At 66.7% G+C, this 26,113-nt stretch carries 23 protein-coding genes; 7 read left to right on the forward strand and 16 right to left on the reverse strand.

Translation table 11 applies throughout. From position 1 onward, the window contains the following. Window positions 1-15: 15 nt before the first annotated feature. The 3 genes from ACZY0X_RS13545 to ACZY0X_RS13555 are packed head-to-tail and all read right to left on the reverse strand — an operon-like array spanning window position 16 to window position 2,731. Window positions 16-1,017: a PDR/VanB family oxidoreductase gene (locus ACZY0X_RS13545; RefSeq protein WP_463771091.1), complete on the reverse strand. Its 1,002-nt coding sequence runs from the start codon at window positions 1,015-1,017 to the stop codon at window positions 16-18. Further along, a complete protein-coding gene (locus ACZY0X_RS13550) occupies window positions 1,014-2,183 on the reverse strand; it encodes an aromatic ring-hydroxylating oxygenase subunit alpha (protein ID WP_463771092.1) in 1,170 nt (389 codons plus the stop codon). The genes ACZY0X_RS13545 and ACZY0X_RS13550 overlap by 4 nt, the downstream gene beginning before the upstream one ends. 35 nt (window positions 2,184-2,218) lie before the next feature. After that, window positions 2,219-2,731 (reverse strand): type 1 glutamine amidotransferase domain-containing protein, encoded by a 513-nt coding sequence (locus ACZY0X_RS13555; protein ID WP_463771094.1) that lies wholly within the window; start codon window positions 2,729-2,731, stop codon window positions 2,219-2,221. Between the two features lie 314 nt (window positions 2,732-3,045). Here ACZY0X_RS13555 and ACZY0X_RS13560 point away from each other — a divergent pair, with 314 nt between their 5' ends. Both ACZY0X_RS13560 and ACZY0X_RS13565 read left to right on the forward strand, forming a co-directional pair. Beyond that, on the forward strand, window positions 3,046-3,528 hold the full coding sequence (locus tag ACZY0X_RS13560; protein WP_463771096.1) for a glucose-6-phosphate dehydrogenase: 483 nt from the start codon (window positions 3,046-3,048) through the stop codon (window positions 3,526-3,528). Between the two features lie 138 nt (window positions 3,529-3,666). Beyond that, the gene (locus ACZY0X_RS13565; protein WP_463771098.1) at window positions 3,667-4,602 is read left to right on the forward strand and encodes a lytic transglycosylase domain-containing protein; all 936 of its coding nucleotides are present in this window, start codon (window positions 3,667-3,669) and stop codon (window positions 4,600-4,602) included. Between the two features lie 31 nt (window positions 4,603-4,633). On the opposite strand, the gene ACZY0X_RS13570 is transcribed toward ACZY0X_RS13565, so the two are convergent. Continuing rightward, complete coding sequence (locus tag ACZY0X_RS13570) at window positions 4,634-5,257, reverse strand: TetR/AcrR family transcriptional regulator (protein WP_463771099.1); 624 nt, start codon at window positions 5,255-5,257, stop codon at window positions 4,634-4,636. A 39-nt stretch (window positions 5,258-5,296) separates the two neighbouring features. Here ACZY0X_RS13570 and ACZY0X_RS13575 point away from each other — a divergent pair, with 39 nt between their 5' ends. Next, on the forward strand, window positions 5,297-5,746 hold the full coding sequence (locus ACZY0X_RS13575) for an SRPBCC family protein (protein ID WP_463771101.1): 450 nt from the start codon (window positions 5,297-5,299) through the stop codon (window positions 5,744-5,746). A gap of 574 nt (window positions 5,747-6,320) precedes the next feature. Here ACZY0X_RS13575 and ACZY0X_RS13580 read toward each other — a convergent pair. From ACZY0X_RS13580 to ACZY0X_RS13590, 3 genes are all read right to left on the reverse strand, one after another. Continuing rightward, window positions 6,321-6,848 (reverse strand): GNAT family N-acetyltransferase, encoded by a 528-nt coding sequence (locus ACZY0X_RS13580; protein WP_463771103.1) that lies wholly within the window; start codon window positions 6,846-6,848, stop codon window positions 6,321-6,323. 32 nt (window positions 6,849-6,880) lie between these two features. Beyond that, window positions 6,881-7,912: a TIGR03617 family F420-dependent LLM class oxidoreductase gene (locus tag ACZY0X_RS13585; RefSeq protein WP_463771105.1), complete on the reverse strand. Its 1,032-nt coding sequence runs from the start codon at window positions 7,910-7,912 to the stop codon at window positions 6,881-6,883. Between the two features lie 90 nt (window positions 7,913-8,002). Next, window positions 8,003-8,272, reverse strand: coding sequence for a DUF1918 domain-containing protein (locus ACZY0X_RS13590; protein ID WP_463771107.1), 270 nt, complete (start codon window positions 8,270-8,272; stop codon window positions 8,003-8,005). Window positions 8,273-8,306: 34 nt separating this feature from the next. Here ACZY0X_RS13590 and ACZY0X_RS13595 point away from each other — a divergent pair, with 34 nt between their 5' ends. The 4 genes from ACZY0X_RS13595 (at window position 8,307) to ACZY0X_RS13610 (ending at window position 10,599) form a co-directional block, all read left to right on the forward strand. Continuing rightward, the gene (locus ACZY0X_RS13595; protein ID WP_463771109.1) at window positions 8,307-8,825 is read left to right on the forward strand and encodes a GNAT family N-acetyltransferase; all 519 of its coding nucleotides are present in this window, start codon (window positions 8,307-8,309) and stop codon (window positions 8,823-8,825) included. A 141-nt stretch (window positions 8,826-8,966) separates the two neighbouring features. Beyond that, on the forward strand, window positions 8,967-9,470 hold the full coding sequence (locus ACZY0X_RS13600) for a MarR family winged helix-turn-helix transcriptional regulator (RefSeq protein ID WP_463771111.1): 504 nt from the start codon (window positions 8,967-8,969) through the stop codon (window positions 9,468-9,470). Beyond that, window positions 9,467-10,243, forward strand: a complete 777-nt coding sequence (locus tag ACZY0X_RS13605; protein ID WP_463771113.1) for a hypothetical protein — start codon at window positions 9,467-9,469, stop codon at window positions 10,241-10,243. The genes ACZY0X_RS13600 and ACZY0X_RS13605 overlap by 4 nt, the downstream gene beginning before the upstream one ends. A gap of 14 nt (window positions 10,244-10,257) precedes the next feature. Beyond that, a complete protein-coding gene (locus ACZY0X_RS13610; RefSeq protein WP_463771114.1) occupies window positions 10,258-10,599 on the forward strand; it encodes a DUF6616 family protein in 342 nt (113 codons plus the stop codon). An 83-nt stretch (window positions 10,600-10,682) separates the two neighbouring features. Here the strand turns inward: ACZY0X_RS13610 and ACZY0X_RS13615 are convergent, their stop codons facing one another. From ACZY0X_RS13615 to ACZY0X_RS13655, 9 genes are all read right to left on the reverse strand, one after another. Further along, a complete protein-coding gene (locus ACZY0X_RS13615; protein ID WP_463771116.1) occupies window positions 10,683-12,539 on the reverse strand; it encodes an eCIS core domain-containing protein in 1,857 nt (618 codons plus the stop codon). Window positions 12,540-13,054: 515 nt separating this feature from the next. Next, window positions 13,055-13,369 carry a hypothetical protein gene (locus ACZY0X_RS13620; protein ID WP_463771117.1) on the reverse strand — a complete coding sequence of 105 codons (315 nt, stop codon included), beginning with the start codon at window positions 13,367-13,369 and terminating at the stop codon, window positions 13,055-13,057. A gap of 29 nt (window positions 13,370-13,398) precedes the next feature. Then, window positions 13,399-16,860 (reverse strand): DUF6519 domain-containing protein, encoded by a 3,462-nt coding sequence (locus ACZY0X_RS13625; protein ID WP_463771119.1) that lies wholly within the window; start codon window positions 16,858-16,860, stop codon window positions 13,399-13,401. 14 nt (window positions 16,861-16,874) lie between these two features. After that, entirely contained in the window at window positions 16,875-19,355 is a 2,481-nt protein-coding gene (locus tag ACZY0X_RS13630) for a hypothetical protein (protein ID WP_463771121.1), read from the reverse strand. Beyond that, on the reverse strand, window positions 19,352-22,000 hold the full coding sequence (locus ACZY0X_RS13635; protein WP_463771122.1) for a baseplate J/gp47 family protein: 2,649 nt from the start codon (window positions 21,998-22,000) through the stop codon (window positions 19,352-19,354). The genes ACZY0X_RS13630 and ACZY0X_RS13635 overlap by 4 nt, the downstream gene beginning before the upstream one ends. Next, a complete protein-coding gene (locus tag ACZY0X_RS13640; RefSeq protein ID WP_463771123.1) occupies window positions 21,997-24,666 on the reverse strand; it encodes a baseplate J/gp47 family protein in 2,670 nt (889 codons plus the stop codon). The genes ACZY0X_RS13635 and ACZY0X_RS13640 overlap by 4 nt, the downstream gene beginning before the upstream one ends. Continuing rightward, complete coding sequence (locus ACZY0X_RS13645) at window positions 24,667-25,116, reverse strand: GPW/gp25 family protein (RefSeq protein WP_463771125.1); 450 nt, start codon at window positions 25,114-25,116, stop codon at window positions 24,667-24,669. It abuts the gene before it with no gap. After that, on the reverse strand, window positions 25,113-25,403 hold the full coding sequence (locus ACZY0X_RS13650; protein ID WP_463771126.1) for a hypothetical protein: 291 nt from the start codon (window positions 25,401-25,403) through the stop codon (window positions 25,113-25,115). The genes ACZY0X_RS13645 and ACZY0X_RS13650 overlap by 4 nt, the downstream gene beginning before the upstream one ends. A gap of 1 nt (window position 25,404) precedes the next feature. Beyond that, complete coding sequence (locus tag ACZY0X_RS13655) at window positions 25,405-26,112, reverse strand: phage baseplate assembly protein V (RefSeq protein ID WP_463771127.1); 708 nt, start codon at window positions 26,110-26,112, stop codon at window positions 25,405-25,407. Window position 26,113 lies beyond the last annotated feature (1 nt).

The raw sequence follows: 26,113 nt of genomic DNA on the forward strand, positions 1-26,113 counted from the left end.
ACCTTCACGTGTTTGTTAGATGTCAAGGACGATTCGCGCGGACTTCGCCCGTGACACGCAGATCATCATGGTCTCGTTGGATTCGCGTTCCTCATCGGTGAGTACCGCGTCGCGATGCTCGGGTTCTCCATCGAGCACGCTCGTTTCGCAGGTTCCGCAAACACCTGTCGCGCAGGAGAAGTCGACGTTGAAACCCTTCTCGCGCAGCACTGACAGAATGCTGCAGCCCGCCTTGATCTCGTAGGCGTCACCGGTGCTGTCGACGACGACCTCAAACGCCGTGTCCACTGTCTCGGTGATGGGGGCTGCGAATCGCTCCAGCTGCAGATCCCACGCCGAGGTCTTGGCGTGGAGTTCTGTGAGCGTGGCGAGCAGCGGCTCCGGGCCACACGCGTAAACCTGTGTCCCGACCGGGAACTGCGCTGTCAGCTGCGCCAGGTCGAGGATCCCGTTGTCCTCACTGTGGTGGAGACGAACCTGCTGGGGTTGCTCGCCGAGGGCGCAGAGCTCCTCGCTGAGTGCCATCGTCGAGGAGTTGCGGCCGAGATAGAGTGCCTGCCAGTTCATGTTGTGCTGGCTGGCCTGCCTCACCATCGGAAGCATGGGGGTGATCCCGATACCCCCGGCGATGAAGAACACCGGCTTGGTGACGTCGGGCCGGAACTCGAACAGGTTGCGCGGTCGGCTCACCGTGACGACGCTTCCGGGTCCCAGACGGCGATGGACGGCTTCTGACCCACCACGCCCGTCGACGCAACGCAGGACGGCGATCTGGTAGCAATGACTATCAGTCGGGTCCCCGCACAGTGAGTAGTTCCGCACATATCGCTCGCCGTCGTCGACGACGGTGATGTCGATGTGCGCACCCGGCTCCCATTCCGGGAGCGCCGATCCGTCGGGTGACTCGAACGTGACACCGATGACGCGCTCGGCGAGGTCGGTTCGATCGACGACGGTGAGAGTGAGATCGTCCACGTGGGCGGTTGATTCAGCCTGGCTGGTCAAGACCGCTGTCATACCCGGCGGCCCTGCTCTGTGGTGTACTTCTGAATCAGCCACCGGTTGAGGCGGACAAGGACCTCCTCGCTGGGCGCGTAGCGTCCGCGCGGTGCGAAGCGCGACGCCATACCGCGCTGGCACCCGTTCCAGGCCTGTTCGTCCTCGCGCATGACCTGTGCCAGATCCTCGAGTTCCTGCTTCCACTCCGCTTCGAAGTTCGGCAGGTCCAGGGTGCTGCGCGGGTACATCCACGTTGCGGCGAACCGTGTCTTGTTGTGCGCGTCGGGTAGCCACAGGAAGTACTTCACCTTGTCGGGCATCGCGATGATCAGCATGTTGGGCGCGACTGTGACGTAGACCAGCCGCGAGCGCTGCAGGCTGTTCAGACCCGGCAGGTAGGGCTGCAGGACTCTGCCCGTCTTGGTCGGCGATGCGCCTTCCTCAACGCTGATCAGCTCGTAGGCAACCACACCGTTGGGTTCGTCGTTGAAGTCGGTCTGGAAGTCGATGCGCTCACTGGATGTGGGATACATCGGCACCCAGGACTGGGAATGGAGGTGAGCGCAGTGGTAGCACTCGTCGCCTAGCAGCTTCCAGTTGAAGTCGTACTCGTCGAACGTCAAAGGTCCGGCCGGTTCCAGCTCGCCAATGTTCCAGGGCGCCAATTGTTCAGCCAGACGTCCCAGCCGCTGTGATACCGGCGGCAGGGTGTCATCGAAGGTGACGAAGACGAAGCCGAGCCACTCATCGACACGTACCTCGGGCAGTTTGATCTCGGACTTGTCGAAGTAGTCCGCGTCGTTCAGATCGGGAGCCGACTGCAGGCAACCGTCGAGCCCGTACACCCAGGAGTGATAGGGGCAGCGGAACCTGCGGGTGTTCCCGGACCCCTCCACCAACGGCATCGCCCGGTGCTGACAGACGTTGGCGTAGGCATGGACCTGGCCGTCGCGCCCGCGCAGGATGATGATGGGGTCTTTGCCGATTGCGGTGGTGAAGTAGTCACCGGTCTTGGGGATGTCACTGACCCGGCCGACACACACCCATTCGTGGGCGAAGATGGCCTCCATCTCGAAGTCGAAGAACTCGGGGGAGGTGTACACCTCCGGGGGGAGCGAAAGTGCATGGGCCGTATCGGTATTCGAGGCAGCGAACTTCTCGATATCAACGGGCAAGGCGGTCATCAAAGGTCCTGTCGTTTCTCGTCGAGGTTGGTGGTCTACTTGGACAGCGCGGCGAGAAATGCTCGCAGCCAGGCGCCGAGGTCGTTGGGTACTTGAGCGGTCACGAGGTGGTTGTCTACGACCACGCCCGAGTCGACCCAGTTCACTCCCGCGTTCTCCATGTCGACGCGGATGGCGGGCACGCTGGTCGCTCGCCGGCCGGACAGCACTCCCGCCGAGATTCCGACCCACCCGCCGTGGCAGATGAAGCCGAGCGGTTTGGCCGCCGTGTCAACTGCCCTGACGAGGTCGAGCACACTGTCATGGCGGCGCAACAGGTCGGGTGCGAAGCCGCCCGGAACCAGAAGCCCGTCCAGTTCAGCGGCGTCGATGTCCTTGACGTCAGCATCCACCGGCAGCGGCCCGAAACCGTTCTTGCCCTTCACCGGTGTTGCACCTGGTGAGGCGAGGACCACGGTGTGTCCATCCTCAGCCAGCCGGTGAATCGGGTACAACACCTCCGACTCCTCGAAGTAGTCGGCGACAAGAACAGCTATCCGCGATGCCACGACGCATCCTCCATTTGTTCGGAACGAATGAACACCGGCCCAAGTGTTCTCTACAACAGAACACTTGTCAACGGGGTGTCAGACCCGACGAGGGAGGCCGTTCGCAGCCCCGAGGCCTGGTTTCTCCTGGTGGGGCGGTGCGACGTCAGTTCGGCGGGCTCGATCTAGTCGTAGATGACGGCAAAAGACGCTTGTGTTACCCGTCGGGGCTGTTGACATCGATATCAACACGGTTGCCGGCTCAGACAAACTCGTGCTCAGCTGCTGCGTCGGGCGCACAATTGTGGTGTCCGTCCGAAACCTGGGGAGCCGCGATGAGCGAGCAACTGTACGACTTCTTCGGCGAGATCCTCCAGCGGTACTTCAGATCCGCCATCGACGCCTATCCGCAAATGGGTGGAGTCCTCGTGAAAAGGTTGTTCACGCTGACTGACGAAATCCCGGATCATTTGACAGAGACCCGGCGCGCAGCAGTGACGTGGGGCAAAGCAGAGAACCCGAACGCCAGGATCACCTCGGAAGCCATCGTCATCACCCAACACGGACTGATATACGCCGCCGGATTGAACGAGTCACACCGGGCGCTGTACTACCTGGCCACGCCACCCGCGTTGTTCGATGCGTTCGTCGATCAGGTGGACACCGCCGATCCGCGTGAGGACGCGGTAGTCGCAGTGGACAGCCGGTTCGGCCGTGACCTCACATCAGCGCATCCGATGGACGCCGCGCTGCGTCGGATACTCGATGAGCACTTGGCGCTGCGGGTGGATCTACCTCGGCTTGGGGTGTACGCCTGAGACGGTCGGGAAAAGCGCTGTGACATAACGAGTCTGACGAACGCGGCGATGCCGGTCAGTAGCCGGACATAGTTCGCGTGCTCTACTTGATATGTGGCCTTGCGCGCCGGAACCGATTCCGCCTGTCGACGCCGTGCGATGCGCCGCTGCACGACGCTGATCGTCACGACCGTGCTCGCCCTCGTGGCCTGCACAGATTCGCCGACGCCACCGACAGCACCGACGACATCGACAGCACCGACGTCGACCCAGGCGCCGTCCGCCGTGCCATCCCCGGCAGCGCTGCCGCGCCCGCCAGCGCAGCCGCGGCTGGCACCCAGTCCCGAACAGCTCGCCGACGACCTGGTCGCCGACGAGCAGGCGCTTCGTGACCCTGCCTCATCGGAAGCCGTGCTGGCGGAAGCGGCTCGCGGCCAGCAGGCGGCGTACCGCGTCCTCGGCAGGCATCCGGAGTGGGACACCGTTGCCCGCGCACGGATCCCGGCGGCACTTCTCGACGTCTACGACCGCAACATCGACGCGCGCCGGCAGTTGACCGTGTTGGGCGCGAGTGACATCAAGGACACCCTGCCCGCCTGGCGCATCGACCCACCGGCACCGGCCGATGAGTTGATGGGTTACTACCGGCAAGCAGAGGCGGCCACGGGCGTCGGCTGGAACTACCTGGCCGCGATCCATCTGATCGAAACCGGGCTCGGCCGAATTGCTGGCACGAGCTCGGCCGGCGCCCAGGGTCCCATGCAGTTCCTACCCTCGACGTTCGCCGAGTACGGCGACGGTGGCGATATCCACTCGCTGCACGACAGCATCATGGCCGCAGGTCGCCACCTCGCTGCCAACGGATTCGCCGCTGACCGCGATGGTGCGATCTTCCGCTACAACAACTCGAACAAGTACGTACAGGGAGTCAACGACTACGCAGCCGTGCTCGCGGCCGACCCCGCCGCATTCGCCGGCTATCACCGGTGGGACATCTACTACCGCACGGCAGCCGGTGACGTCCTACTGCCCGTCGGGTATGCCGCGACGACACCGATTCCCGTCCACGACTACCTGGCGGACTACCCGCAATAGAGCTGCCCGGGCATGGCCCGAGGACCGCACGTCAGCCGCCCTCGGCCTGCAGGCCGGCGATGAACGTGGCGACAAGGCGGCCCAGGGTCGACTCAAAGTCGGTGACCATCGGATTGCTGCTGGTGGAGTCGGGAGTCGCCCAGGCCCAGGCGGTCCCGGTGAATGCGTGGATGGCGGCCGTCAGCGCGCTGAGCTGGTCATCGGTCAGCGGGAGCGATGGCTGCAGCGCCGCGCCGAGTCGCTGCTGGGCATCCGTCGCCTGCGATGCGAGAACGCGCTGCTCGTCGGGGCCAAGCCGACCGAGGAGCACTGGCGACACGGCGATCAGATCACACAGCACCGGCCGTGCCGCGAGCGTGCGGGCCACTGCCGTGGCCGCCCTGACGTCCGGAAGCTCGCGGTCCAGCGCGTCGATCCACTGCAGGTGCTCGTCGTACATCACCCGTAGCAACAACGCCTCGCGAGAGCCCACGTACCGCAGGATGCCCGACTTCGCCAGGCCGGCTGCCGCCGCGATATCGCCCAACGTCAGCGTCGCTGCGCGGGACCGCTGTAGAAGATCACGGGTCACTGCAGCCAGTTGGGTCAGGCGTTCCTCCCGCTGCGCCTCGGTGCGCGCACGGGCGAAGGGAAGCGGTGCACTCGGTCCTGGCATTCCACGATAATAGAACACTGTTCTGTTATTGTGCCGGTCATGCCTCGTGAGTACGAATGTGTCATCCGACGCCATAGCACGGCGTCCCCAGCAGTCTTGTTCTCCATCGTTTCCGACGGAGCCAACTGGTCGGACTGGGCCTCACCGCTGATCAGCTATTCGGCGTGGGACTCATTGGGACCAGCGGGCGACGGGGGAGTCGGCGCGATTCGTGCTGTGGGCGCGAAGGGACGGCAGACCCGCGAGATGACAACCGCCCACGAACCCGGAATCCGGCACGGCTACACGATCCTGGCCGACGGCCCAATCCAGAACTATCAGGCCGACGTGACGCTAACCGAAGACGCCGACGGGACTCTCGTGACGTGGCGCGGCGGGTACCAGACCCGTTCGCGGGTAATCGGTGTGGGGTACTGGCTCGTCCTGCGGTTCGTCCTGGGAACGTTGTCGCGCAAACTCGTCGCCGCAGCAGAACGCCGGGAACCGTGAAGAACTCGGCCTGTCGAGGATGAGAGCGAGCACCGCAACCGGCTACGCACCGTTGCGGTGTTCCATCGTGAACTGACGGATAGCAGCATTCACCGCGTCAGGAACCTCGACCTGCAAGGCATGTGAGGTGTTGGGCCACAGGTGATACCGCCATGTCGGCACCACCGACTGCATCCGCCGAAGCCCTTTTGTTGAGTCGTGAACAGTGTTGCCGGCCAAAAGAACTTGGACCGGGAGACGTACCGAACGCAGCAGACGATCACTAGGGAAATACGCTGGCGGCATTCGCAGGGGTGACCCGCTATCCACCACGCCGCGGCACGTCCAGCCCGCACGGAACGCGGGCGCGACAAGAACCCGGACGGTGCCGAACTTCGTTGGAACATCGTGCACGACATCCGGCCGGGGACTTAATGCGCGCAAGTCCTCATACGCCGCCAGGTAGTGCCGTCGTGCGGTCGCACTCCTGAACCCACCGTCAGCCGAGCCCAACAAGGAAGCCCCTCCGGTCGTCGCGCCAGTGCACCACCGATGTCACGCCAACTGTCGCACTTTTGGTGGCGGTTTCGATGCGTTACCTCGCCGACTCGCGTCCTGGGGCTTGCCACACCAGGTAGATGAGCGGCCGGCCGCGATCGTCGATGGTCTCGTGGTGGTGTTGGAAGCCAAGTTTGTCCAAGACCCGTAGTGACGGCTCGTTCCATGCCCCCACGGTTGACCAGATTCGGCTGCGGCCTGTCGTGAGTGCCGCATCCATCACAGCGTGTGCGGCCTCGGTTGCGTAACCGCAGCCGTGGAATCGATTCAGCAGTTCGCAAGCGATCTCCGGCTCATCAAGGCTGCATCGACCGACGATCAGCCCGCAGTACCCCAAGGGTTCATCGTCGGCCCTGCGGCGGATCGTGAACAGTCCGATACCGCTGTCGTGGAACATTTTTCGCTGCTCGGCCAGTCGAAGTCGGACATTCTGCACTGATTCAGTCGTCCCACCCTCATGCTCACCAAGCAGTTCGTGATTCCAGACGGCGTCGCACTCGTCACGCAACTGCAGGCGAAGGCGCTGGGTGTGCATCGACGTTGCCATCGGGGTGTACCGCATCATCGGGGCTCCTGCAGTCGGGGACCAGCGGCCGATCAACCCGCCGCGGCGTGCCGCGCCGTTATCAGGCGCGCGATCTCGCCGTACTTGTCGAGACGCTCGGTCTCGCTGCCCGCGTTGTACAACACGATACGAGTGGCGATTCCGTCGTACTTGGCGATCAATGCGTCCGCCAAGCCATCCCACGTCGATTCGGTGGCAAAGGTGGCGATGTGATCGTCCGTGATTTGCGATGCCATACCTGTGAAGTCACCTGCCTTCTGCTTCTCTCGCAGACGGGCCGTCGTCCCCTCGAAGCCGGCCTCGTCCCAGATGAACGCATAGTTCGGTGTGCTTCCGTAGAAGCTCATGCTGGCCCGCACGAGTTCGCGCTCGTTGGCGCGTTCCTCATCGCTGTCGCCGACGATCGTCATGACGGGAACGATCTTCGCGATATCGGAGGGGGAGCGGCCCGACTTGGCCGCACCTGCGGCGACGTTGGGCAGCACATGGCGGGCGATGTAGCCGGGCTCGCCGATCGGATGAATGTGCACGCCGTCGGCAACCTCACCTGCCATCCGCAGCATCCATGGATTCACCGCTGCGACATCGACTTTGGGATCGGGTGCGTCGATGGGCCCGGGACTCCACTGGGGAGTGATGAAGTCGAGGTCGTAGAACTCGCCGTGATGGTCGAGTTTGCCGGTCCGGAAGGCGGCGAAACATGCCTTCACCGCCAGCACGTAGTCACGCAGCCGCGGACCAGGATGTTCGAAGGGCATCCCGTAGCGCCGGACGACATGAGTGCGGACCTGGGTGCCGAGGCCGAGCCGAAACCTGCCGCCGGTTGCCTCCTGCAACTCCCAGGCCGACGCCGCCGTGACGAACGGGCTGCGCGGAAAGGCGACGGCAACACCGGTCGAGAACTCGAGGCCGGGGGCGGACTGCGAGGCCACCGCCGCGTTGAGATAGGCGGTTCGGCCCGTCTCGGTGAGCAGGAGACCGGAGAACCCCGAAGCCTGAATGCGCCGGGCGAAGCCGCCGATCTGGCTCAACCGCTGCGGCATGGTCATCACGTCGACGTACACGGAGGGAGATTACGTCACCCCATGACGGAATCGGCGGCATCGGCCAGGTGAACTCGACGCCCCGAAACCGGGCACGATCAGTCGCGGCGCTTACTCGCTCTTGGTGTGGTGCGCGATCGCCGTCTCCACCGATGCGGACCTGGACCGCGCCCACTTATCCGCCTCTTCCTGTTCCCCGGACGTGACGACGACCGCGTCCGGGCCGGGTACGACTGTCGCCACATGGCCGGTGGCGAACCATCGCACCACGTATGGCGGCGAGCCGTCCGCCGAACGCACCTCGGTGATCTCACCGCGCTGATCCGGTCGTTCCACTGTCGTGCCCTTGATCACCAACCAGTCGCCTACCTTGGCCTTCATCGCCCAATCCCTTCCCGCGCTTCCGTCTTCCATCGTGCGCGCGCCCGAGGTTCCTGGGAAGGGCAATCCGCTGGTTGATTGGTTTACCGTTGGCGAGGTGGACAATGACCTGATCGTGCGCCCCTACCGACCGACTGATGTAGATGCGGTGGTCAGTGTGTGGGCACGCGCTGCTCGGGAGGCTCACCCGTTCGTGGTCGGGGAGGGTGAGGGTGAACGCGAGCAAAAGATGCGCGACGTTTACCTCGTGGAAGCTCAGAATTGGGTCGTCGAGTCTGTCGCTAGCGGCACTATCGTCGGCCTGCTCGGCATGCTGGGCAGTGAGATCGGTGGTTTGTTCATCGCGCCCGAGGCGCAGCGGCGTGGGGTCGGTCGGGCGCTTGTCGAGCATGCCGGTGCGCTCCACGGCACGGTGACACTGGAGGTGTACCGGCGCAACCAGCGCGCCCGCCGTTTCTACGCCCGGATGGGATTCGAGGAGATCGGGCACCGGACGGAAGAAGAATCCGGGCACGAATTGATCGCACTGCGTCGAGGAGCCGTCGCTTCCTGACAGATTGTGGCCACGCAGCGAGTCAGGAGCCGAAGAGTTCTGCCAGATCACGGATGAACCCCACGCACGGCTCGGCGGGCTCGCGTGAGGCGGGCGGGGCCTAGAATATAATTAGTCGCCATACTATATGGTGGCTTCAGAATGACACTGAAACAGAAGTATCAAGCCCTGCTACAAGAAGCGCAGCGTCGGCAGCTGCCCGACGTGGAAGGCATCCGGCTGTGCTTTCAGACACTTTCGCTAGCCTCGGCCATTGACCGTGATTGCGCGGCGCTGCTGGCGCCGCATGGCCTATCCGAAGGACGCTTCGTACTGCTGTTCCTGCTCGATGCCGCCAGCGAGGGACTGGCCCCAAACGTGCTGGCCGAACAGGCGGGCGTCACCCGCGCCACGGTGACGGGTCTGCTCGACGGTCTGGAACGTGAAGCCCTGATTGAGCGCCAAGCCGATGCCAGCGATCGCCGCGCACTGAGCATCCGGCTGACCCGCAGGGGCAAGCGGGTGGCGAAGGAGGTCTTTGACCAGCACGGCCGCTGGATCGCGGGTCTGTTCGGCAACCTCTCCGCGCCCGAACGCACACAACTTGCCGCGCTGCTGGACAAGGTGGCAGCAAACCTGAGCACCAACCAGGCGAAAGCCGTATGAGTCTCCCAGGCACGCGCAAGGGCGCAACCCGCGCCGCCGACATCCCGCCCGACGTACTGGAAGCCCTGTCATTTGGCGAACTGCAAAGCGCCACGCTGGCTGAGGGACTGGCGCTCGACCAGGCGCGGCTGCTGCGCAGGGTCTTTCCCGCCCTGTCGCCGCGGGCGTTGGAGGCAGCCGAAACCGCCTGCCAACTCGGCATCCTCAAGCGGATGGCGGGCATCGGTGCCGTGCTGTTGGATGACCTCGGCGCCGCCGGGATAGACCGATGCCGGGAGCACGGAGCGGACACCGTGCGCGGCTGGGCCTGCTTCATGATCGGTGCGCAACCCGGACTGGATCTGCCGGCCCGATTGGCCGCCATCCGACCACTGGCCGACGACGCGCATTTCGGCGTGCGCGAATGGGCCTGGATGGCGGTGCGCCCACATCTGGCACAGGAACTCGATGTGTCCATCGGCCATCTCACGGCCTGGACGGCATCGCCGTCAGAACGCCTGCGCCGCTTCGCCAGCGAAGCACTGCGCCCGCGCGGCGTGTGGTGCGCACACATCGCCGCACTCAAACGACAACCGGAACAGGCGTTGCCCATCCTCTTGCCGCTGCGCGCCGACCCGTCCGTCTATGTCCAGGACTCGGTGGCCAACTGGCTCAACGACGCTGCCAAAGATCAGGCTGACTGGGTACGCGGCCTTTGTGCGCAATGGCTTCAAGACGAACCAACTGACGCGACGCGCCGCATCTGCCAACGCGCCTTGCGCAATCTGAAATGAAGGAGAAAACCAACATGTCGCACTATCTGGTCGAGCTGTACTCTCCCAATGACGCCTGGAAAGCGCTGCCTGCCGAACAACGCCAGCAGTTCCTGAGCGGTATCCAGGCGGCGATGGGCGCGCTATCCAGCGTGGGCGTAGAAGTTCTCGCAATGAGCGATGTGGACACCAGCATCGATCAAGCCAGCGCGCACCGCTTCCTGAGCATCTGGCGCTTTCCTGACCAACAAGCCAGGGAGGCGCTGCTGGCAGGTATCAAGGCCAGCGGCTGGTACAACTATTTCGACCACGTGAATGCCGCCAGTAACGCAGGTAGCTTCACCAGCCATTTGGCCGCGCTTGCGGCCGAATGTTGATGGCCCAGCTGCGCGGAACTGCCTGTGTCGCATGTCCTTGTTCTTGTGACGGTTCATGTTGGCTGCGGGGAAGCGATCGGCGGTCAACGCGGGGCGCCGTACAGATCCTCGATCTCGCGCGTCAGCTGTCCGGGAATTCGCTTGACGTCCTCAAGTCTCTCCCCGACCCAACGACGTGCTGCACCGGGGACTGATTCCACCGATCGTGCTGTCTGCTTGCCTTTCAGGCTCGCCATCGGGCCGATATTGCCCTTGATCAATTGATACAGGTCGTTCGTCGCCGGGCTGGGCGAAAGAGATTGAGCGAGCACTGGATTCCACACCAGCGGGTTAGTCGAGAAGGTCGTGATCGGTTTGAAAGTCCCGCCCACTAGCCGGGCCATGTCGGGGATGTAGTCGAGCGCCACCTCCGCGCGCGTCGTCCCTCCTGTCGAGAGCACGTCCTGCACCGCGTCACGGGACGCCTTGCTCGCTAACTCGCCCATCGCGATAGTCTCTGGACTGCCGCCGAGGCGTGCGTCGCCGACGGTCCGCCACACCTGGCCAAGCGCATTCCGTACCTCGAGGCCGTTGCGGTTGTAGTAGTCGTGGACGGTCTTGAGCAGAAGGCTCGACGCCTTGCCCGCAAGAATTGCACGGATCGCCGGGACGATCACCGATGCAGCCTCTGGACTCGCTCCATCGGCGAGGGCACAGGCCCAACATGCCGCCGTGATGCGGGATTCGTTTCGGCTGAAGAAGTCCTGGCAGATGGTCCGGCCAGTGCTTCCCGAGATGAGATGCCCGGCCGCGAAGGCGTCGGTTAGGAAGTGGTCGGCGAACGCCGAAGAAAGCCACGCCTGGGCTTCGTATTGATCGGCCGTCGACGCCGCCGACGCGGCGCTCGACAGTCCTGCCAGAGTGGGTGTCGCGGCGGGATCGGCACGGCCGGGTACCACGGAGGTGGCGCCCGCAGCCGTGGGGGCCAGTCCGGGCGCTGTCGCCGCCTCGGCGGGGGCGGTGCCAGTTCGCGCGCTCGGGTGAATGCCCGGGGCGCTCGCGGTTGGGGTAGCGCGGGGATTGCGGCTCTGCCAGGCCTGGCGTGCGAGGTCCAGTGCGAGTTGATGTTTCGGGATCCAATTGAGGGCGATGTTCTCCGGCGAGAAGTGCGCGGCGTTGGCGGCGGCGAGATCGAAGAAGCTCGCCTGGGCTTCCGGGGCGCCGCTTTCCACGTGTTCGCCCTCACGAACTTCGCCGTGCGGGCCGGACGCGACGTCCGTGTCGCCAGCGAGCGTCGGTATCGGAGTCCCGGTCCGGTCGTGACCCGTGGTGGCAAGCTCGTATGCCGAGTTGATCAAATTCGCGTCCGCGTCCTTCGGCCTGCCAATCCCGCCTGCCTTCGCCAGGTAGCTCTCACGATCCATGGTGCTGAGGATGGCCTCAAGCTCGGAGCGCGGCGCCCTGAGTAGTGCCTCGGGCGAGCGGTAGAAGTCCCCGCTCAGCGCAACGATCTGCCCGTAGGTGACCTCGACTCCGTTCGGAAGCCGTATCCGTCGGTTCTCACCACCTAACGCGTCCCCGAGCCGGCGATGCTCCCAGGCCTCATAGGTGTGCCCCTTGCCGGGTGCAAGGGACGCTCGCGTGCGAGCTACTTGCCCGCGAACCGCCGCCTCCGCCGCCTCGTCGGCATCCAGCTCGGCTGCAAGCTGCGGACTCGGCGCGCCGGACCTCCGCTGCTGGGTCACGTGCGCGAGTTCATGCGCGATTAGACGATCCCCCTTTTCAGTCCCCGGCGCGAAGCGTCCAGGAGCGAGGTACACGTGGTCTCCCTCGGTCAGGGCATGAACACGTCCGCCCGCACGGGAACTCTCGGGGTGCAGCCTGACCGCCGACAGATCCGTCGCGAAGAGGCGGCTCCACCGCGCATCGTGCCCGAGTGCGTCGGGTGGAATGGCCGGCATCTGAGACGGCCGCCAGCTGCCTGCCGCCGGAACTGATTCCGCAGCGTAGGCATCTGCTTCATGGTCACGCGGGGCGTGGACCTCGTTGAACAGAGCCTTCGGTTGCATCGCCCTTGTCAGCGGCGGAACGGCGAACTGGGCTGGCTCTCGGAGCCATTCGGCCGGTCTGGGCGGGAATCGAATAATTGGAACCTTGTTGAAAGTCCACGGCGCGACTGGAGTCTTCCGGGCTGTCAGGCTCTGCGGGTTAGCCTCTCGCTCATATTCGCCGTCGGAGTAGTTCCCGTTTGGGGTCAGAGTTCGCGCGGCTGACAGCTGGGTTGCCTGATCGATGACGGACCGTTGGAGCACGCGCTCCCGGTCGACCGTGCTGCCTCCAGATGGTCGCGCCCCACGGGTCAAACGTTGTTGCGCCGGTGTGCTCGTCGGACCTTTGGCTGCGGTGATTTGTGGTTTCTCGACCTTCGGGGCAAACATAGCGTCTCCCTGAGCTTTCTCTACTGTCGGACGGCTAGTCAGGTGTTGAAAAGCTCCGCCAGGTCAAGGATCAGATCGTCGATCGCCTTGCCGTGATCGGTGGCAGTCGTTGCGATCGTCTTCACGTGACCCCGTTGCGCGTCGACTATGGCCTGCAGTTCTTCCGGGCCGTCCCCACGCGCGGCTCGGCGGGCTCGCGTAACCTCCGGATTGCTCTCTGCCATTGCGGCTTTCGCGGCATCGGCTGCCGCAGCGACGTGCCCACGGGTCGATTCCAGCGCCTGGCGCAATAACGCGTGCGACTGGTACCCGATGCGCGGGTCCTCTGGGTCCTTGGGCGGTTTTGCCGACACGGTGGTTCCTCCTCGGTGTGTGATGGCGATCAGGGTGTCGCGACGTTCATGGCGTCCCAGGGGGGCGCTAGCGGTGCGCCGTTGATGCGAAGCTCGCCGTTCGTGACATTCGTCGAGATCGCGACCTTGGCCGGGTCGGCGTCGATCGCAACCGCAGACGCCTCCGGTCGAGTCTCGATGTAGTTCGCGGACACCACGGCGGAGTCGGCACCGATGCGTACCGCGTCTACGCGCTCGTGGGGGACGAACACGATTCGATTGTCGTTTACCAGCGCATTCCCGCCCACGATGACCCGCACCATGGGGCGGAGTCCGGCACCGTCGACCGTGTTGCCGTGCACCGCCCCGAACTCGCGACCCAACTGCAGGTGCACGATTCTGTCGTCGCCGTACCACCAGGTGCCGACGCCCGTGACGATGATCAGTCGCCCGAACTTGAGGTCCACCAGGTGGTAGTCCTCTACGCGCTCCGTGTGCCGCAATGTCACCAGCCCCCCAATCGACACGCCGGTGTAGCGGCCCCGCGGCGACTGCTGGCGAACCCGATTCTCGCTGACGTCGGTCCGGTCGAACGGCGCTCGCACCGCGATACCGAACGACAACCCTTCGGGAGCACCGACGTCGTTGATGGTGTTGAGGGCGACCTGGGAGTTGCGGGCACCTTCGATCCACACGCCTGCCACTATCTGCGCGAATATCGACCGCACCCCAAACACCTGGTTGGCGCGGACGTCGGCTTCCTGCGCCGGCCCGATGGCGATGGCGGCGAGCACTCGCCGTTCCGCGGCTGGGGCGTGCCGCTGTTCGCGGGCCTCGTAGCCGACGCCGCGAATGACGTTGTCGTTCACCGATACCGCCCCGCCACGTACGGCTGCGACGGCGATGCCGTCGAGGGAGACTCGGCCGACGCGGTTGCCGTGGATCATGGCGGTCCCGACGGCGGCCAGCACCATGATTCCGTATCCGAGGAACTCCTCCACCTCGTTTCCCCCGATGCGCACCGACTCGATGCGTCCGCCGAAGCCGAGGCCGTCGGTTACGAGGATCGCGGCAGGCAGGCCGAGGCCACCGCGCATAACGCCGACATCGGTCACGATTCCGAAGGGCCCTGCCTTGTACACGACGCTCGCCGGTGCGCACGGGTTCGGGCGGAGAGGGTCGTCAGGTTCGTCGGGAACACGGGGGTCGGGAATGCCGAGCCGATTGAGCTGGGTGTTGAGGCCGAATATCTCGTTGTCGGCGATCCGGACGGGGTTCAGGCCGTCGATGATGCCGTAGAAACCGGCGGCGACGATGTTCGATCTGACGACCGTCGCACCGGCAGGCGAGGTGCCCAAGTGAGTAATCCCGGCGATCACCGCCGCGACGATGTTGTCGGCAACTACGTTGTCCCCGACGTGAATTGCCGTGCCGACGAAGGCGACGCCCGCGCGGAGGCCAACGAGAACGTTGTCCTCAATCCTGGAGTGCGCGAGTAGCAGACGTCCCGGTGTGCGATCGTCGGCGACGAATGCGCGTTCGTCGCGTGGTGCGATGGCAGCGAGGGGGGCATTGCCGATTGCCGTTGCGCCCAGGATCTGGCAGTCACGTACGCGTAGCCCCGCGATGATGCCGAGCAACGTCAGTGCGGGCAGCCGCGCGCGCGTTGGCTGCACAATCAAAGAGCAGCGCTGCACAGCGAAGCCAATCGTGTTGCGCACTGCGATCGCAACGTTGCCGCCGAGCCCAGCGAGCAGCCCGCCCGTAGCGACGGGTGCGGCGAGGATGGGTGCGGCAGCGACCGGCGCAGCAACCGCGGGCCCCGCCGGCCTACCGGGCACCGCTGGCCCACCGGGCTCCGCCGGCTTACCGGGCTCCTGCCGATCGATGAACCGGCCGTCGTTGCCGAGCACCGTCAACTCCTCGATCGTGACCTCCCTGGCACGATCGACGAAGAACGCCGGCATGGGCCCCGGTGTGAGCACGATGGTCGTCCACCCCTTGCCACGTACCCGCACCGCGTTCGTCCGCGACATGTCAACGGTCTCGCGCAGCACGTAGACACCGGGTTGCAGACAGACCACACCGCCCCGGTCACGCACCTTGTCGACGGCGGCCTGGATGGTCAGCGCACCGCTGTTGTGGCTGATGGCCGTGACGCAGACATCGCAGGCACAGTCGTCGCAGTCGCAGTCGCCCGAACCTGGCCACGGCACCCGGCAGTCGCTCAGCAGGGTGTTGTTCGCGAAGTCGACGAAGCCGAGACGCGCGATGTGGTGGTGGGGTGCGCGCGGCGGCACGTGATCGAGCACCTCGACCGACGCGTCGGCGACACGCGCTCGAAACGCCCAGCGCTCGTTGGCGCGGAACAGTCCGCCGGCAATATCGGGGTCAAGGCTGAACTCGATCTGCACGCCGTCTTCGAGCACTATCGGCCCAGCGGCGACCGGCATGACGTGATCGGCCGTGACTAACGCGCCGGACTGATCCCATCGCCGGATGCGGGCACCGTGGGTCACGTCGAACGCCCCGCCCAGCGGCGCCGCCAAGGTGACCACCCCGCGCGCGTCATCGACGTTGGCGACGACTGCCATCTCGCCCGGCAGACCGTCGAGTTCATGGACGTCATCGGTGACCTCGACGAAATCGCCAATGGTGAACCGCAGCACCGCATCACGCCCCGGACGCACGACGCTGACGTCGGCGCCGGCAATCGCCGTCACCGGTGACGCCAGCGAGGCGTTGTCGCGGCTCCACTTGAACGTCGCCACGCCGACCGGTCCCGGCTCGTGAATCTCCACGCAGTACAGGCGGTTGCTGCGGCCGCGAAAGCCTCCTATCGGCGGCACATCGCACGGGTCCAAGGCCGCCGGGACCCCGACCGCTGCAGTGGTGAGCCGCGATGCACTCGGCCGGATGATGTTGTCCCAGCCCGGGATCGCAAGGTCGGGGGTGTCGCATTGCAGGCCGGGCGTATCGGCTTCGTGCACCTTCACCTGCCAGACGACCTGCCGCCGCACAGCGGTGTCGATGCCGTAGAGGGCGGGGTCGAGCAGTGTCGGATCCTCGGCCCACGTACGCTCGCGATGCCACACATCGAGGTACACCAGATGGGTGCCGGTGGTGGGCAGCGCAGGCGGTACGGGCAGGTAGGGCTGCGGGCTGTACGGCAGGGGGTCGGTGCCCCTCAGCTCCTCGAGGTGCGGGTTGAAGTGCAGCGTCGGCGCCGGGATGCCGACGCCGTGGTTATCGACCTGGATGCCGTCGACGTACGCGCGGCCGGACCCGAAAGACAGCACACCCCCTGCGATTTCGAGCAGGAACGCGTCGGGGGTCTCGGCGGGGACGACAGCTCGACCGAGGGTGTCGAGCGCGGTGGCGCGCAGTCGGCGATCAAGCAGGTCGACGAACTCGTTGAGGTTCGCGTCGAGGCGGACGCGGCCCTGCTGCTCGAACACGCCGACGAAGTCGTTCGTCGGCCGGAAACTGTAACTGCTGTGGTCACCGGCCATGCTGGGCCCCCCTGTCAGGTCACGTAGGTCAGCGCCGGATCCAGCCCGAACGGCAGGTACTCGGCGAGGCGGATGCGTAGGTTCGATTCCCGCTGGGCCTGTTTGACGTGGCAGAGAGCCCCCATCTCGCTGCCGTCCTCGGCGCCTTCGGTGATCTCGGCCGGGCACGACGATGCGAGCTGGCCGTACTCGGGCCGCCCATACCGGCGGGTGGTCAGCGACGGGGCGAGCACCGCGACGACGGCGGCGCGCGCGTTCGCGGCGATCGCCTGCTGCTGGGCGAGGGTGAGCAGCGGGTTGACGGCGAGTGCGTTGGCCACGGTCGCGTCGGCCGCTTGGCGCGCGGTGAGTTCGGGCTGGCAGCGGAACCGTCGCGGGCTGACCGAATCGAGCGGGAGATAGCTGAACCGCACGCAGCCATGCTGGGTCTGCTGCACCTCGACGTGACCGGTGAGTATGCACTCCGACGCGTCAAGGCTGACGACGTGCACTGCGCCGATCACCGTCGAGCGCTCGGCCCGGAGCGGGGGCCCGAGATCGGTTGCGGCCCCGCCCGTCCCGACGACCGCTGGCCCCGCCAACGCTCCACCGACGTCGAGGCCGTCGACGATCGAATCGAGGATCGTGACGTGGTCGATGGACGACGGCAGGCTGATCGGCCCGAGGATAGAGAAGGCGACCTCGACGCGCAGCTGAGTGAGGTCCGCCCCACCCGAGGCGACGATCGAGGGACGGGTGGTGTCCGGCTCGCCGTTCTCGCGCAGCCGCCGGCCCGGGATCAGCGTCGAGTGCCACAATCGCAGGCGGTTGATCGGTCCGATCACGTCGAGGTGCCCCTCGACGAGAACGCCGCTCAGTGTCAGTGTCGACAGGTAGTCCCGGGTGGCCGCGGGCACCGTGGCGTCGATGCGCGTCCCGGTGTTCGGAGTGCGCAATAGCGGGCGTTCACCGTCGGCGGCCTCGATGACCAGCCAGCTGTCGTTCTTCATGGTTATTGTGCCGGGCAGCGCGTAGCTGCCACTGTCGTCGATCACGATCACGGTGGGGTGTCGGCCGCCGGCGACCCATTGCGCGATCGCGGTCGTGAGTGCCGAAACCTGTGGCGGGAGTGGCTTGACACTCGTGGGCCGCGGCCGGGTGCCGACGTGGATGCGCTGAACCGGTGCGCCCGTCGGGGGAGCATCCGGGACGATCCAGGCGCGCCGGTCATACCCACCGCCGCCGAAACCTGCTGCCTGCCCGACGAACGACGACACGGTGACCGTAGGGGGCGCGGCAGGGTTGGGCAACAGGCCTGTGCCAAGTAGGAGACGACCGTTCACGACGTCGAGCGCGACGACCCTGCCTGCAGGCTGCTGCGCGGTGGCGAAGTCGTCGACCCGAACGCAGCGGATACGTGGGGCACATGCGGCGCCGACACCGGCCGGGTTCGCACATGGGCGGACCGCGACGCCGTCGAGGTAGACCGTGATCGAGGTCTGCGGGGCGGGCGGCAGGCCGACGCCCGGTAGATCGCGGAAGTTCCCGTAGAAGTCGGTCGCCAGGGCGCGCACGGGTGGGCGCGCCACGTAGGAGTCCATGTCGAGGGCGAATCGGCCGCGCCGGATCGGCTGCGGCACCTGCAACTCGGTCACCAGACCGTTGGCGTCGCCCTCGCGCTGCCAGCGGCTGAACAATGGTGCCGGATTGCCGAGCGGGCTGAAGCTCCATCCGAACGGGCAGACCGCGGACCGTTTGGCGGGGACGAAGACTAGCGGGCTGGCCTGAATCCGCCAGGCGAAGAACGCGACGTTCTTCGGCGCGTAGGGCGGGGCGACGGGGTCGAGTGCCCGCCGGTCGACCACTGCCTCGGAGTCGGTGCTGGTCACCGGCACCAGTGCGCCCTCGGCGACCACGGCGCCGCGGCTTCCGCCCAACGTGGGCTCACGGACGTCCACACACCGCACCGCATCGCTGAACGGACCGATGGCGCGCTCGCAACGCTCGGGACTGCGCACGTCGAGCAGGGCGGCCTGTGAGCGCAGGTGTTCGACGAACAGCGGCCAGTCGAGCAACTCAAAGCACTCCACGATGTGCACCGGCCAGCCCGTGACGTTGCGTGCAAGTTCCTCCAGCATCGCCGGGGTGCCCTTGCGCCGGCGGTAGTAGATGGTTCGGGCGACGTCGGCGCGCACCCGGGCGGCGATCGGGGAGCGCAGGTCATGGGGTGCGAGATCGGCGAACAACCCGGTGGCGGTGCGGGCCGCGTCAGCGCGGGCGCCGTCGAAGAGTGCGTCGTTGCCGACCAGTTCACCGATGTAGGGCACGGCCCAGTCGGCCGCCGTCTCGATGAAGAGGTCGTCGAAGCGCTGCCAGAGATCGTCCTCGACGTCGTTGAGTACGCGTGAGGCGATCTGCAGTAGCGGTTGCAACACATGCTGGGCCTCGAGATCGCCCGAACGAAGATGCGCGGGAAGGAGATTCCACAGCCGGTCCAGACGCGGGTCGGTCGTCATGCCCTTCCTCCGTCGACGATGCGCACGTCGCCGGGTTGCGCGATGACAGCCAGCTCGGCCGGCAGCACGACGCCGCGGGTCACGTCGGGACGTGCACGAAACAGTCGCAGCCGGGGCTGCACGCGAACCGGCGTGCCGTCGGGCGCGATCTGCACACCCCGGCGGCTCATCTCGGCGGGATCGAATGCCGCCGACGGCGCGAACATCAGATCGTCGAGATCGACGCCGATCACCCCGGGCACGGCCGCGCAGCCCGCGATGAGGTCACTGGCGGCGACAGCCCGCCCTAGCCCGGATCGGTTGGGGTCCAGCCGGTTCCGCACAACGCCGTCCACGGCGGTCAATACGGCGGCGGGCTTCTCGACCCGCGCATCGATCACGACCGACGCGCTGACGGTGACCGGAACCTTGATGGAGTCGGCGATGCGCAGCACGTGGCTGGTGTCGCGTGCGGAGTCCAGTGAGCGGGCCAGAGTGGTCAGCACGTCGGCGCCGAGCGGGTCACCGAGGGGAGCGGTCACGGTGATGTGAATCATCCGGTCGAGTCCGTTCCACAGCCAGATCGCCTGCGCCTCGGTGACCAGGCCAGTGCCGACCAGCAGATCGGCGAGGTCGCGCAGCGACACTCCACGTCCGAGTGCACGCACACTGGCTGGCGCGTTCCTGCGGGCCTGGTCGGCGGGCTCGGGGTCGGCGCCGCCCTCGGACGGTAACGGGTTGGTGACCGAGCGGACCCCAGCCGGTTTGGCGAGGAGGGCGTTCAGCCTTCCCGCGCCGACGCGTCCGGCGAGGCCGGATCCGACTCGATAGGTCGCCTGGACGTTGCCGACGCCCGTCGACGCGCGCGCGGCCACGTCGGCGCCGTCACCGAAGCAGATCTCGGTGGCGCCGTCGGGCCGCGTCGCCGTGGTCAACACCGGATCGTGGGCGTTGTGCCCGTAGAGCCCCGCCACTTCGGTGCGCGCCACGCCGTCGACGTACACGCGCAGGGTGGAGGCGAGACCACCAGGAACCTCGGCGGGCAGATGGGTGACCGGCTGCTTGGCGAGGGCCATTCGTTGGAAGGCGATCGTGCCGTCACCGTTGCCCACCGTCTCGACGGTCGAGGCCCCGTGACTCGCGCGCAGCACGTTCATCGCCAGCCAGGCTTCGGTCGCGGCGGGCCATCCCGGGGCCGTGTCGGGCGTGCCCGCCGTCGACACCAGATCGAGCCGCAGCATGGCGAAACCGTTGGCGTCGAACACCGGTAGGTCGGGCTGACGTTGCAGCCGCAGCACCTGCGGGGTCGGGGCGCCGGGAGCATCGGCGTCGAACCACGACAGGATCGCGGCCCGTCCGGCGGCGAGTTCGGCGACGTCCAGCGCCTCACCGGACACCCACGCATCGCGCTCGATTCGTCGACCCAACTCGACCCCGACGGTGCCGTTGGGCAGCTCGGCGCGGAACACCGGCAGATAGGCGCTACCGGCGAAGGTTGTCTCGGCTTCACTGCCCCACCAGGCGAGTTCGGGTCCGGCCAGGACGTGCAGTCGGACCGTGCGCAGGTCGTAGGCCGGCAGGGGCGGCGTCACGCTGATCGTCGGCGCCGAATCGGTGAGCGGTCCCACGGTGGTGGCGGCACGGCCGGTCGCCGTGACTCTGACGAGCACCGGCGGTCCCGAGGTTTCGACCAGAAGGTGGGTACCGGCAGCGATGTCGTCGATGGGGGCGTCGACGGGAATCGTGGTGGCTCCCGCGCCCAGCAGAAAGTTGGTCACCGCGGTGGTCCAGCGCACCCCGCCGGGGGCGGTGGAGTCGGTCACCATGACGTTGTAGTTGACGGGGGCGTGCGCGCCGAACGCACCGAGGCTGCGGGTGGTGCGCCACGACCGGGGACTGGCGCCGGCAGTGCCGGCGATCGGGGTAGTCCAGGAGATGCGGATGCGATCGACGTCAATGGTCGCGGCTGCGACGGACTTTCGCTCCAACTGCCCCGCGGCGGCGCCAAACAGCAGGACGGTGTCGTTGGCGTGCAGGGCCGTCGTGAGCGCGGCGACGCCGCGGGCCAGGATGGCGTGCGCGCTGCCTGCGGCGAACGCAGGCAGCGGTGCTGCGTGCAGAGCGACGCGCATCCGGTTGAAGCGGGCATCGAGCTGGGCGGCATCGAGCGTCTCGTAGGTCGGCGGTGCAACGGTCGGTGCGTTGGGGTCGGCGCTGGCCTGTACCGGTAGACCCGCGGGTGCGGTGGCCGACTTGGTTGCCTCCATTGTGAACTCGAGCCAGGTCATCGCCGCCACACCAGGTCGCGGTCGGTAGCCGACGAGCCGGGTCAGTCGTTCGACGGAACGCCGGTCGGTGGCGGTGCCGAGGTAGGCGTCGTTGGCGGCGCGATCGCTGTAGAAGGTGAGCACGTCGGCCAGCGCCGCAGTGAGTTCCAGCACCGCGACGGCGTGATCGCTGGATGCGCGGGTGGACAGGTGTCGCAACTCGGTTCTGGCTCCGAGCTCATCGAGCATGAGCTCGCGAAGGGACGCGAACGTGCCGATGCGGGTGTCGATCGCTGGCAGTCGGGGCCGGTTGTCGGGACGCTTGACGTGCGAGCGCTGTTCGCACGCACCGCACGTGCACCGACCGCCGGTGCCGTCGCAACACAGGGGAGCGTTCATGCCTTGCCTCCGTGTGCGGTGATCGCGAGGACACCGTGCTCGGTGAAGTCGGGATTGTTGTCGCAGCGTGCGATTTCGGATGGCCCGAGCTCGATCACCGCGCGGTCCAGTTCGCCGTTGTCGGGCTGACCTAGGCGCCGAAAGCGGGTGACCGTGACGGTGTCGACGCCGGGTGCCGAGGCGACCGCGGCGTAGATCGCCGAGAGGCGTACGGGGGCACCGAAGACTGTCCGGCTCTGATGGAAGAACCCCGGTTGACCGTCGGCCGTGCAGCCGCTTCCCATCCGCCTGCGGACGTCGGCGACCACGTCGGCGCGGAACTGACCCGGTAGCACGCACAGATCGATGGCGATGTCGAGTGGAACGAACTCTGGTGCACGCAGCTCGATGTCGTAATCGGTGAGCCGGAAGCGGTTCAGCTGCGTGCGGACCTCGAGTTGGAGCGCCGGGCTGAGTGCGCTGCGTCCGTCGCTGAGGTCGACCAGATCCTCCGAACTCGCCGGATCGACGCTGGCGAAGACGGTCAACCAACTACCGGTCCAGCGAAAGCGCGCCACGGCGCTCTGCACCGAGGGCAGGCGCAGCAGCGCGTCCGCGTAGTCGGTTTCGGTGACTGCCCTGCGCTGGTCGACGGCGAAAGCCACCGGCGCAGCGTGCCGGGCGTGCTCCACCGCCTCGGGATCGACACCGGCGGTGGCTGGTAGGGGGTTGCGGACGGCGGTGATCGTCGGCAGGACGCCGCCGGAAGGCTGCACGCTGTAGTGCACGAGGGTGTCGCTGCCGACGAGTCCGCCAAGTCCGTTTCCGATCCGGTACACGGCCTTGTAGCTCGCCGGATTGGCGGGGTCGGGGCTGGTCGCCGACGCGCCGTAGGTGCCGTCGCCGAAGCGCACGATCGCGCCGGCGTCGCTGCGCCCGCCGCTGCGGGTGGCGTCGGTGTCCCCGGCGACCGATCCGCTGGGCTCGGCGACCAGTGCGAGGTCGAACGGCGTCGAGTCGAGCAGATCGGGGACCGCGACGTAGACGTCGGTACCGGCGGAGGTCTTGACGACGACGTTCACAGCGGGCACCGCGTCGTGCGCAGTGCCGGACAGGTCGGTGCGTTCGGTGGTGGGAAGTCCGCTCGCGTCGGTTGCGGTGTCTGCCGCCGGCATCGCCTGGGTCAGCGGCCCCCGGGGCAATCGGACCGTCACCGGGATGCGATCGGGCACGATCGGCATGACGTCCTCGCGCACGGTCCGGCCGTGGTCGGCGAGTGCGATGTTGCCGCGTCCCACGGTGATCGACCGCAGCCGGCGGCCGTCCTCGGTGCGCGTGCTCAGGCACAGGGGGAACGGCAGGGCGTCCTGGCGTCGCCACCGCACACGAAGCAGGGGCAGCACCGGTCCGGTAGTCCACCGCTTCAGCTCCCATTGTGCGACACCGGAAACCGGGTCGACCTTCTTGGCGATCGCATTGGAGTACAGCTCGTCGGTCGTGGGTAGCGGCGAGCCCTCGATGCGCACCAATGTCCGCTTGGTCGAGTCGGCATCGACGGGCAGGCCGAGCCCGTCGATGCCCCGGGCGTGCTCGAACACGACGAAGTCGCCGTCGGCCAGGACCGGAGTACGGGCGACGCCGCCGGCGCCGACGCTGTCAACGCTGTAGAGGTATGCCTCGGTGGTGCCACCAGCGAGCACGCACTCGTCGTTGCCCCAGGTGTGGATTTGGATCTCGTTGTTGCGTGGCGAGCACTCGACCGGGTGGCAGGTCTCGAACACGATGACGTCGCTCAGAGCCGGGGTGTGCTCGAATGTGTCGGCGGCGGTCGGATCGGTCCACTGTGCGGCGATGCGCGGGCCTGGCGGCGGCGTGCCAGGGGTCAGCGGCGCACCGACGCGGGTGAGCACCGAGGTCCGCATGGGCAGGACTCCGGTGCTGCTCACGGTGAACGCGATTGGTGCCCAGGCATTGCGGCCCTCGTGCAGCTGGTAGTCGACGAGTCGGGTGTGGCGACGGATGGAGCGGCGTTGTCGCGCGGTGTCGAGATAGGCCTCGGTCGCGATGGCGTCCTGGAAGTACGCGAGTCGGTCACCCTCGTAGGCGAGTGCCTCAACCAGCGTGTAGGCCAGGTCGGCGACGTTGCCGTCGGTGAACGAGGGGTGGCGGGTGGCCGCCACGTCCAGCAGCATTCGACGCAGACTGGTGAAGTCCTTGGCCAGATAGTCGATCAGAGGTTCGTCGAGAAGCTCAGGGGGACAGTCGTCCTCGGTGCGGCAGTCGACGTCCGTCGGGCACGGCGCGACGAATGACACCAGCACCTGGGACAGCGGGGGATCGAGATCGGGGTGGGTGAGCGTGAGCACGTAGGGGGAGTGGTCGCCGGCCTTGTCGGTGACGAGCCGGATGCGATCGGGCGCCAGCCGGGTCGCGGTGAGGACATGGATGCCGGTGACCCGGACGCCGCCGGTGAACGCCGCGAGACTGGGCGTTGCGGGAAGGCCGTACGCCGTGACCGGCACTGGACGCAGGAACGTGATGGTGACGATCCGGTGGTCGCTGGGATCGATTTCGACGTACTCGATGCCGTTCCGAGTGGGGTTGGGGTGCGCCAGCAGGTCGCTGCGCCGCTGCTGCAGGTCCGCACAGTCGAGGTCGCCGGCGATGAGGGTGTTGATGGTGCCCATTCAGCCCACCTGCCCGTAGCGGCCGCGGAAGGTCTCCCGGCGCTGGCCGCCGTCGCTGCGGCGTTGATAGACGATGGTGACGCGCAGTTCGGCGTCGACCGCCTCGACGGCGACGTCGATGACGAGGATCTCCAGCTCCAGCCACTTCTGCAGCGCACCCTGCACCAGTGCCTTGGTGGCGCTGGCGAGCACCTCGTGGTTGGGCAGAAACACCATGGTCTTTAGGGCGCAACCGAAGTCGGGACGATTCGGCCGTTCGAACGGCTCGGTGAAGAGCACCGCGCGAATGAGGTCGCGGACGTGTTCGTCGCTGGTGGCGAGGGTGGTCCTGCCGCTTCCGTCGATCCGCATCGGCTCGTCGAGGTAGCGTGCCGCGGGCGGAACCGTCAGGTCGGCCCGCGCCCCACCCGCGAGAGCGCCGGTGACGATCGTGACACCGGGATCGGTCATGACGTCACGTCGATCTCGACGTGCGTGTTCGGGGGCAGCGGCACGTCGGCCGTCACCCGCAGGGCAGCGGCGTTGGCGCGCAGGTGTTCCGTCACGCCCTGGGCGATGGCGACGAAGATACGGCGGCGGTCGCGGTCGCTTTCTGTGTTGGTGGTGCGGTCGAAGATGCGCTTGCCGTCGGCTGCCAGCGAGTTCCAGTAGGCATCTTCGATTGCGGCGGCCATGGACGCGGCGAACGCGTTGGGATCGGTGGATGAGGGGAGAGCACCCGGCTTCAGCTTGGCCATTTCACTGCACCAGGTTCTGTATCGAGATCAGGGCCGGAGTGGGCGGTACGGCAGGGGGCACCGGCGGCGCCGGTGTCACGGGCAGGATGCCGGCCGCCAACTCTCCCGGGTGCACATGAGAGTTGAACGTGGTGACCAGTTGCGCCAAGTAGGCCATAAGTTGGTCGCCGAACACCGCGGGATGGGTAGCGCCGCCGCCGTGCTTGATCAGGGGCGCGTCGAGGACGACCTGCGCGAGCGCCTTGATCTCGATTGTGCCCTCCAGCACCTTGATCGACATGATGTTCACGCCTGCGATGTCGGAGAGCACGATCGACTGTCCGGTGTCGTCGAGCGCGGCGTGCAGACCGGTTTCGGTGCGCAGCACCTTGGTGAACGGATCCGGCAGTGCGGCACCAGGTCCCGGCGGTGTCTCACCGGTCGCCCACCAGCAGCCCACCCACACCGGACGGGAGACGTCCCCCGCCTCGAACTCGATCCACACCCCGGCGCCCAGCGGCGGGATCGCGTAGAAGCCCGAGGTGGTGCCGCCGTACGGCGTGCACGGCTCGGCCCATGTGGTGTGTTCGGTGCCCAGCACCTCGGGGACCACGGCCTGGACCCGTCCTCGCTTGGTCGGGTCCTGGTTGTCGGTGACCAGACCGCGGTACTTGCCGTAGAACCTGTCGAGTTGACGGTCGAGCAGGTGTTGCACTTGTTGGTCGGTCATC

It is taken from the genome of Mycobacterium sp. IDUB_39, assembly GCF_055419205.1.

Excerpts from the sequence above, each read along its gene's own strand:
- ACZY0X_RS13615 (WP_463771116.1), bottom strand. The coding sequence starts at position 12,539 with ATGCCGGCCATTCCACCCGACGCACTCGGGCACGATGCGCGGTGGAGC.
- ACZY0X_RS13640 (WP_463771123.1), bottom strand. The coding sequence starts at position 24,666 with ATGGGCACCATCAACACCCTCATCGCCGGCGACCTCGACTGTGCGGAC.
- ACZY0X_RS13575 (WP_463771101.1), top strand. The coding sequence starts at position 5,297 with ATGCCTCGTGAGTACGAATGTGTCATCCGACGCCATAGCACGGCGTCC.
- ACZY0X_RS13600 (WP_463771111.1), top strand. The coding sequence starts at position 8,967 with ATGACACTGAAACAGAAGTATCAAGCCCTGCTACAAGAAGCGCAGCGT.
- ACZY0X_RS13560 (WP_463771096.1), top strand. The coding sequence starts at position 3,046 with ATGAGCGAGCAACTGTACGACTTCTTCGGCGAGATCCTCCAGCGGTAC.
- ACZY0X_RS13625 (WP_463771119.1), bottom strand. The coding sequence starts at position 16,860 with ATGGCCGGTGACCACAGCAGTTACAGTTTCCGGCCGACGAACGACTTC.
- ACZY0X_RS13605 (WP_463771113.1), top strand. The coding sequence starts at position 9,467 with ATGAGTCTCCCAGGCACGCGCAAGGGCGCAACCCGCGCCGCCGACATC.
- ACZY0X_RS13650 (WP_463771126.1), bottom strand. The coding sequence starts at position 25,403 with ATGGCCAAGCTGAAGCCGGGTGCTCTCCCCTCATCCACCGATCCCAAC.
- ACZY0X_RS13635 (WP_463771122.1), bottom strand. The coding sequence starts at position 22,000 with ATGAACGCTCCCCTGTGTTGCGACGGCACCGGCGGTCGGTGCACGTGC.
- ACZY0X_RS13570 (WP_463771099.1), bottom strand. The coding sequence starts at position 5,257 with ATGCCAGGACCGAGTGCACCGCTTCCCTTCGCCCGTGCGCGCACCGAG.
- ACZY0X_RS13565 (WP_463771098.1), top strand. The coding sequence starts at position 3,667 with ATGCGCCGCTGCACGACGCTGATCGTCACGACCGTGCTCGCCCTCGTG.
- ACZY0X_RS13550 (WP_463771092.1), bottom strand. The coding sequence starts at position 2,183 with ATGACCGCCTTGCCCGTTGATATCGAGAAGTTCGCTGCCTCGAATACC.
- ACZY0X_RS13580 (WP_463771103.1), bottom strand. The coding sequence starts at position 6,848 with ATGATGCGGTACACCCCGATGGCAACGTCGATGCACACCCAGCGCCTT.
- ACZY0X_RS13655 (WP_463771127.1), bottom strand. The coding sequence starts at position 26,112 with ATGACCGACCAACAAGTGCAACACCTGCTCGACCGTCAACTCGACAGG.
- ACZY0X_RS13545 (WP_463771091.1), bottom strand. The coding sequence starts at position 1,017 with ATGACAGCGGTCTTGACCAGCCAGGCTGAATCAACCGCCCACGTGGAC.
- ACZY0X_RS13610 (WP_463771114.1), top strand. The coding sequence starts at position 10,258 with ATGTCGCACTATCTGGTCGAGCTGTACTCTCCCAATGACGCCTGGAAA.
- ACZY0X_RS13645 (WP_463771125.1), bottom strand. The coding sequence starts at position 25,116 with ATGACCGATCCCGGTGTCACGATCGTCACCGGCGCTCTCGCGGGTGGG.
- ACZY0X_RS13590 (WP_463771107.1), bottom strand. The coding sequence starts at position 8,272 with ATGAAGGCCAAGGTAGGCGACTGGTTGGTGATCAAGGGCACGACAGTG.
- ACZY0X_RS13630 (WP_463771121.1), bottom strand. The coding sequence starts at position 19,355 with ATGACGACCGACCCGCGTCTGGACCGGCTGTGGAATCTCCTTCCCGCG.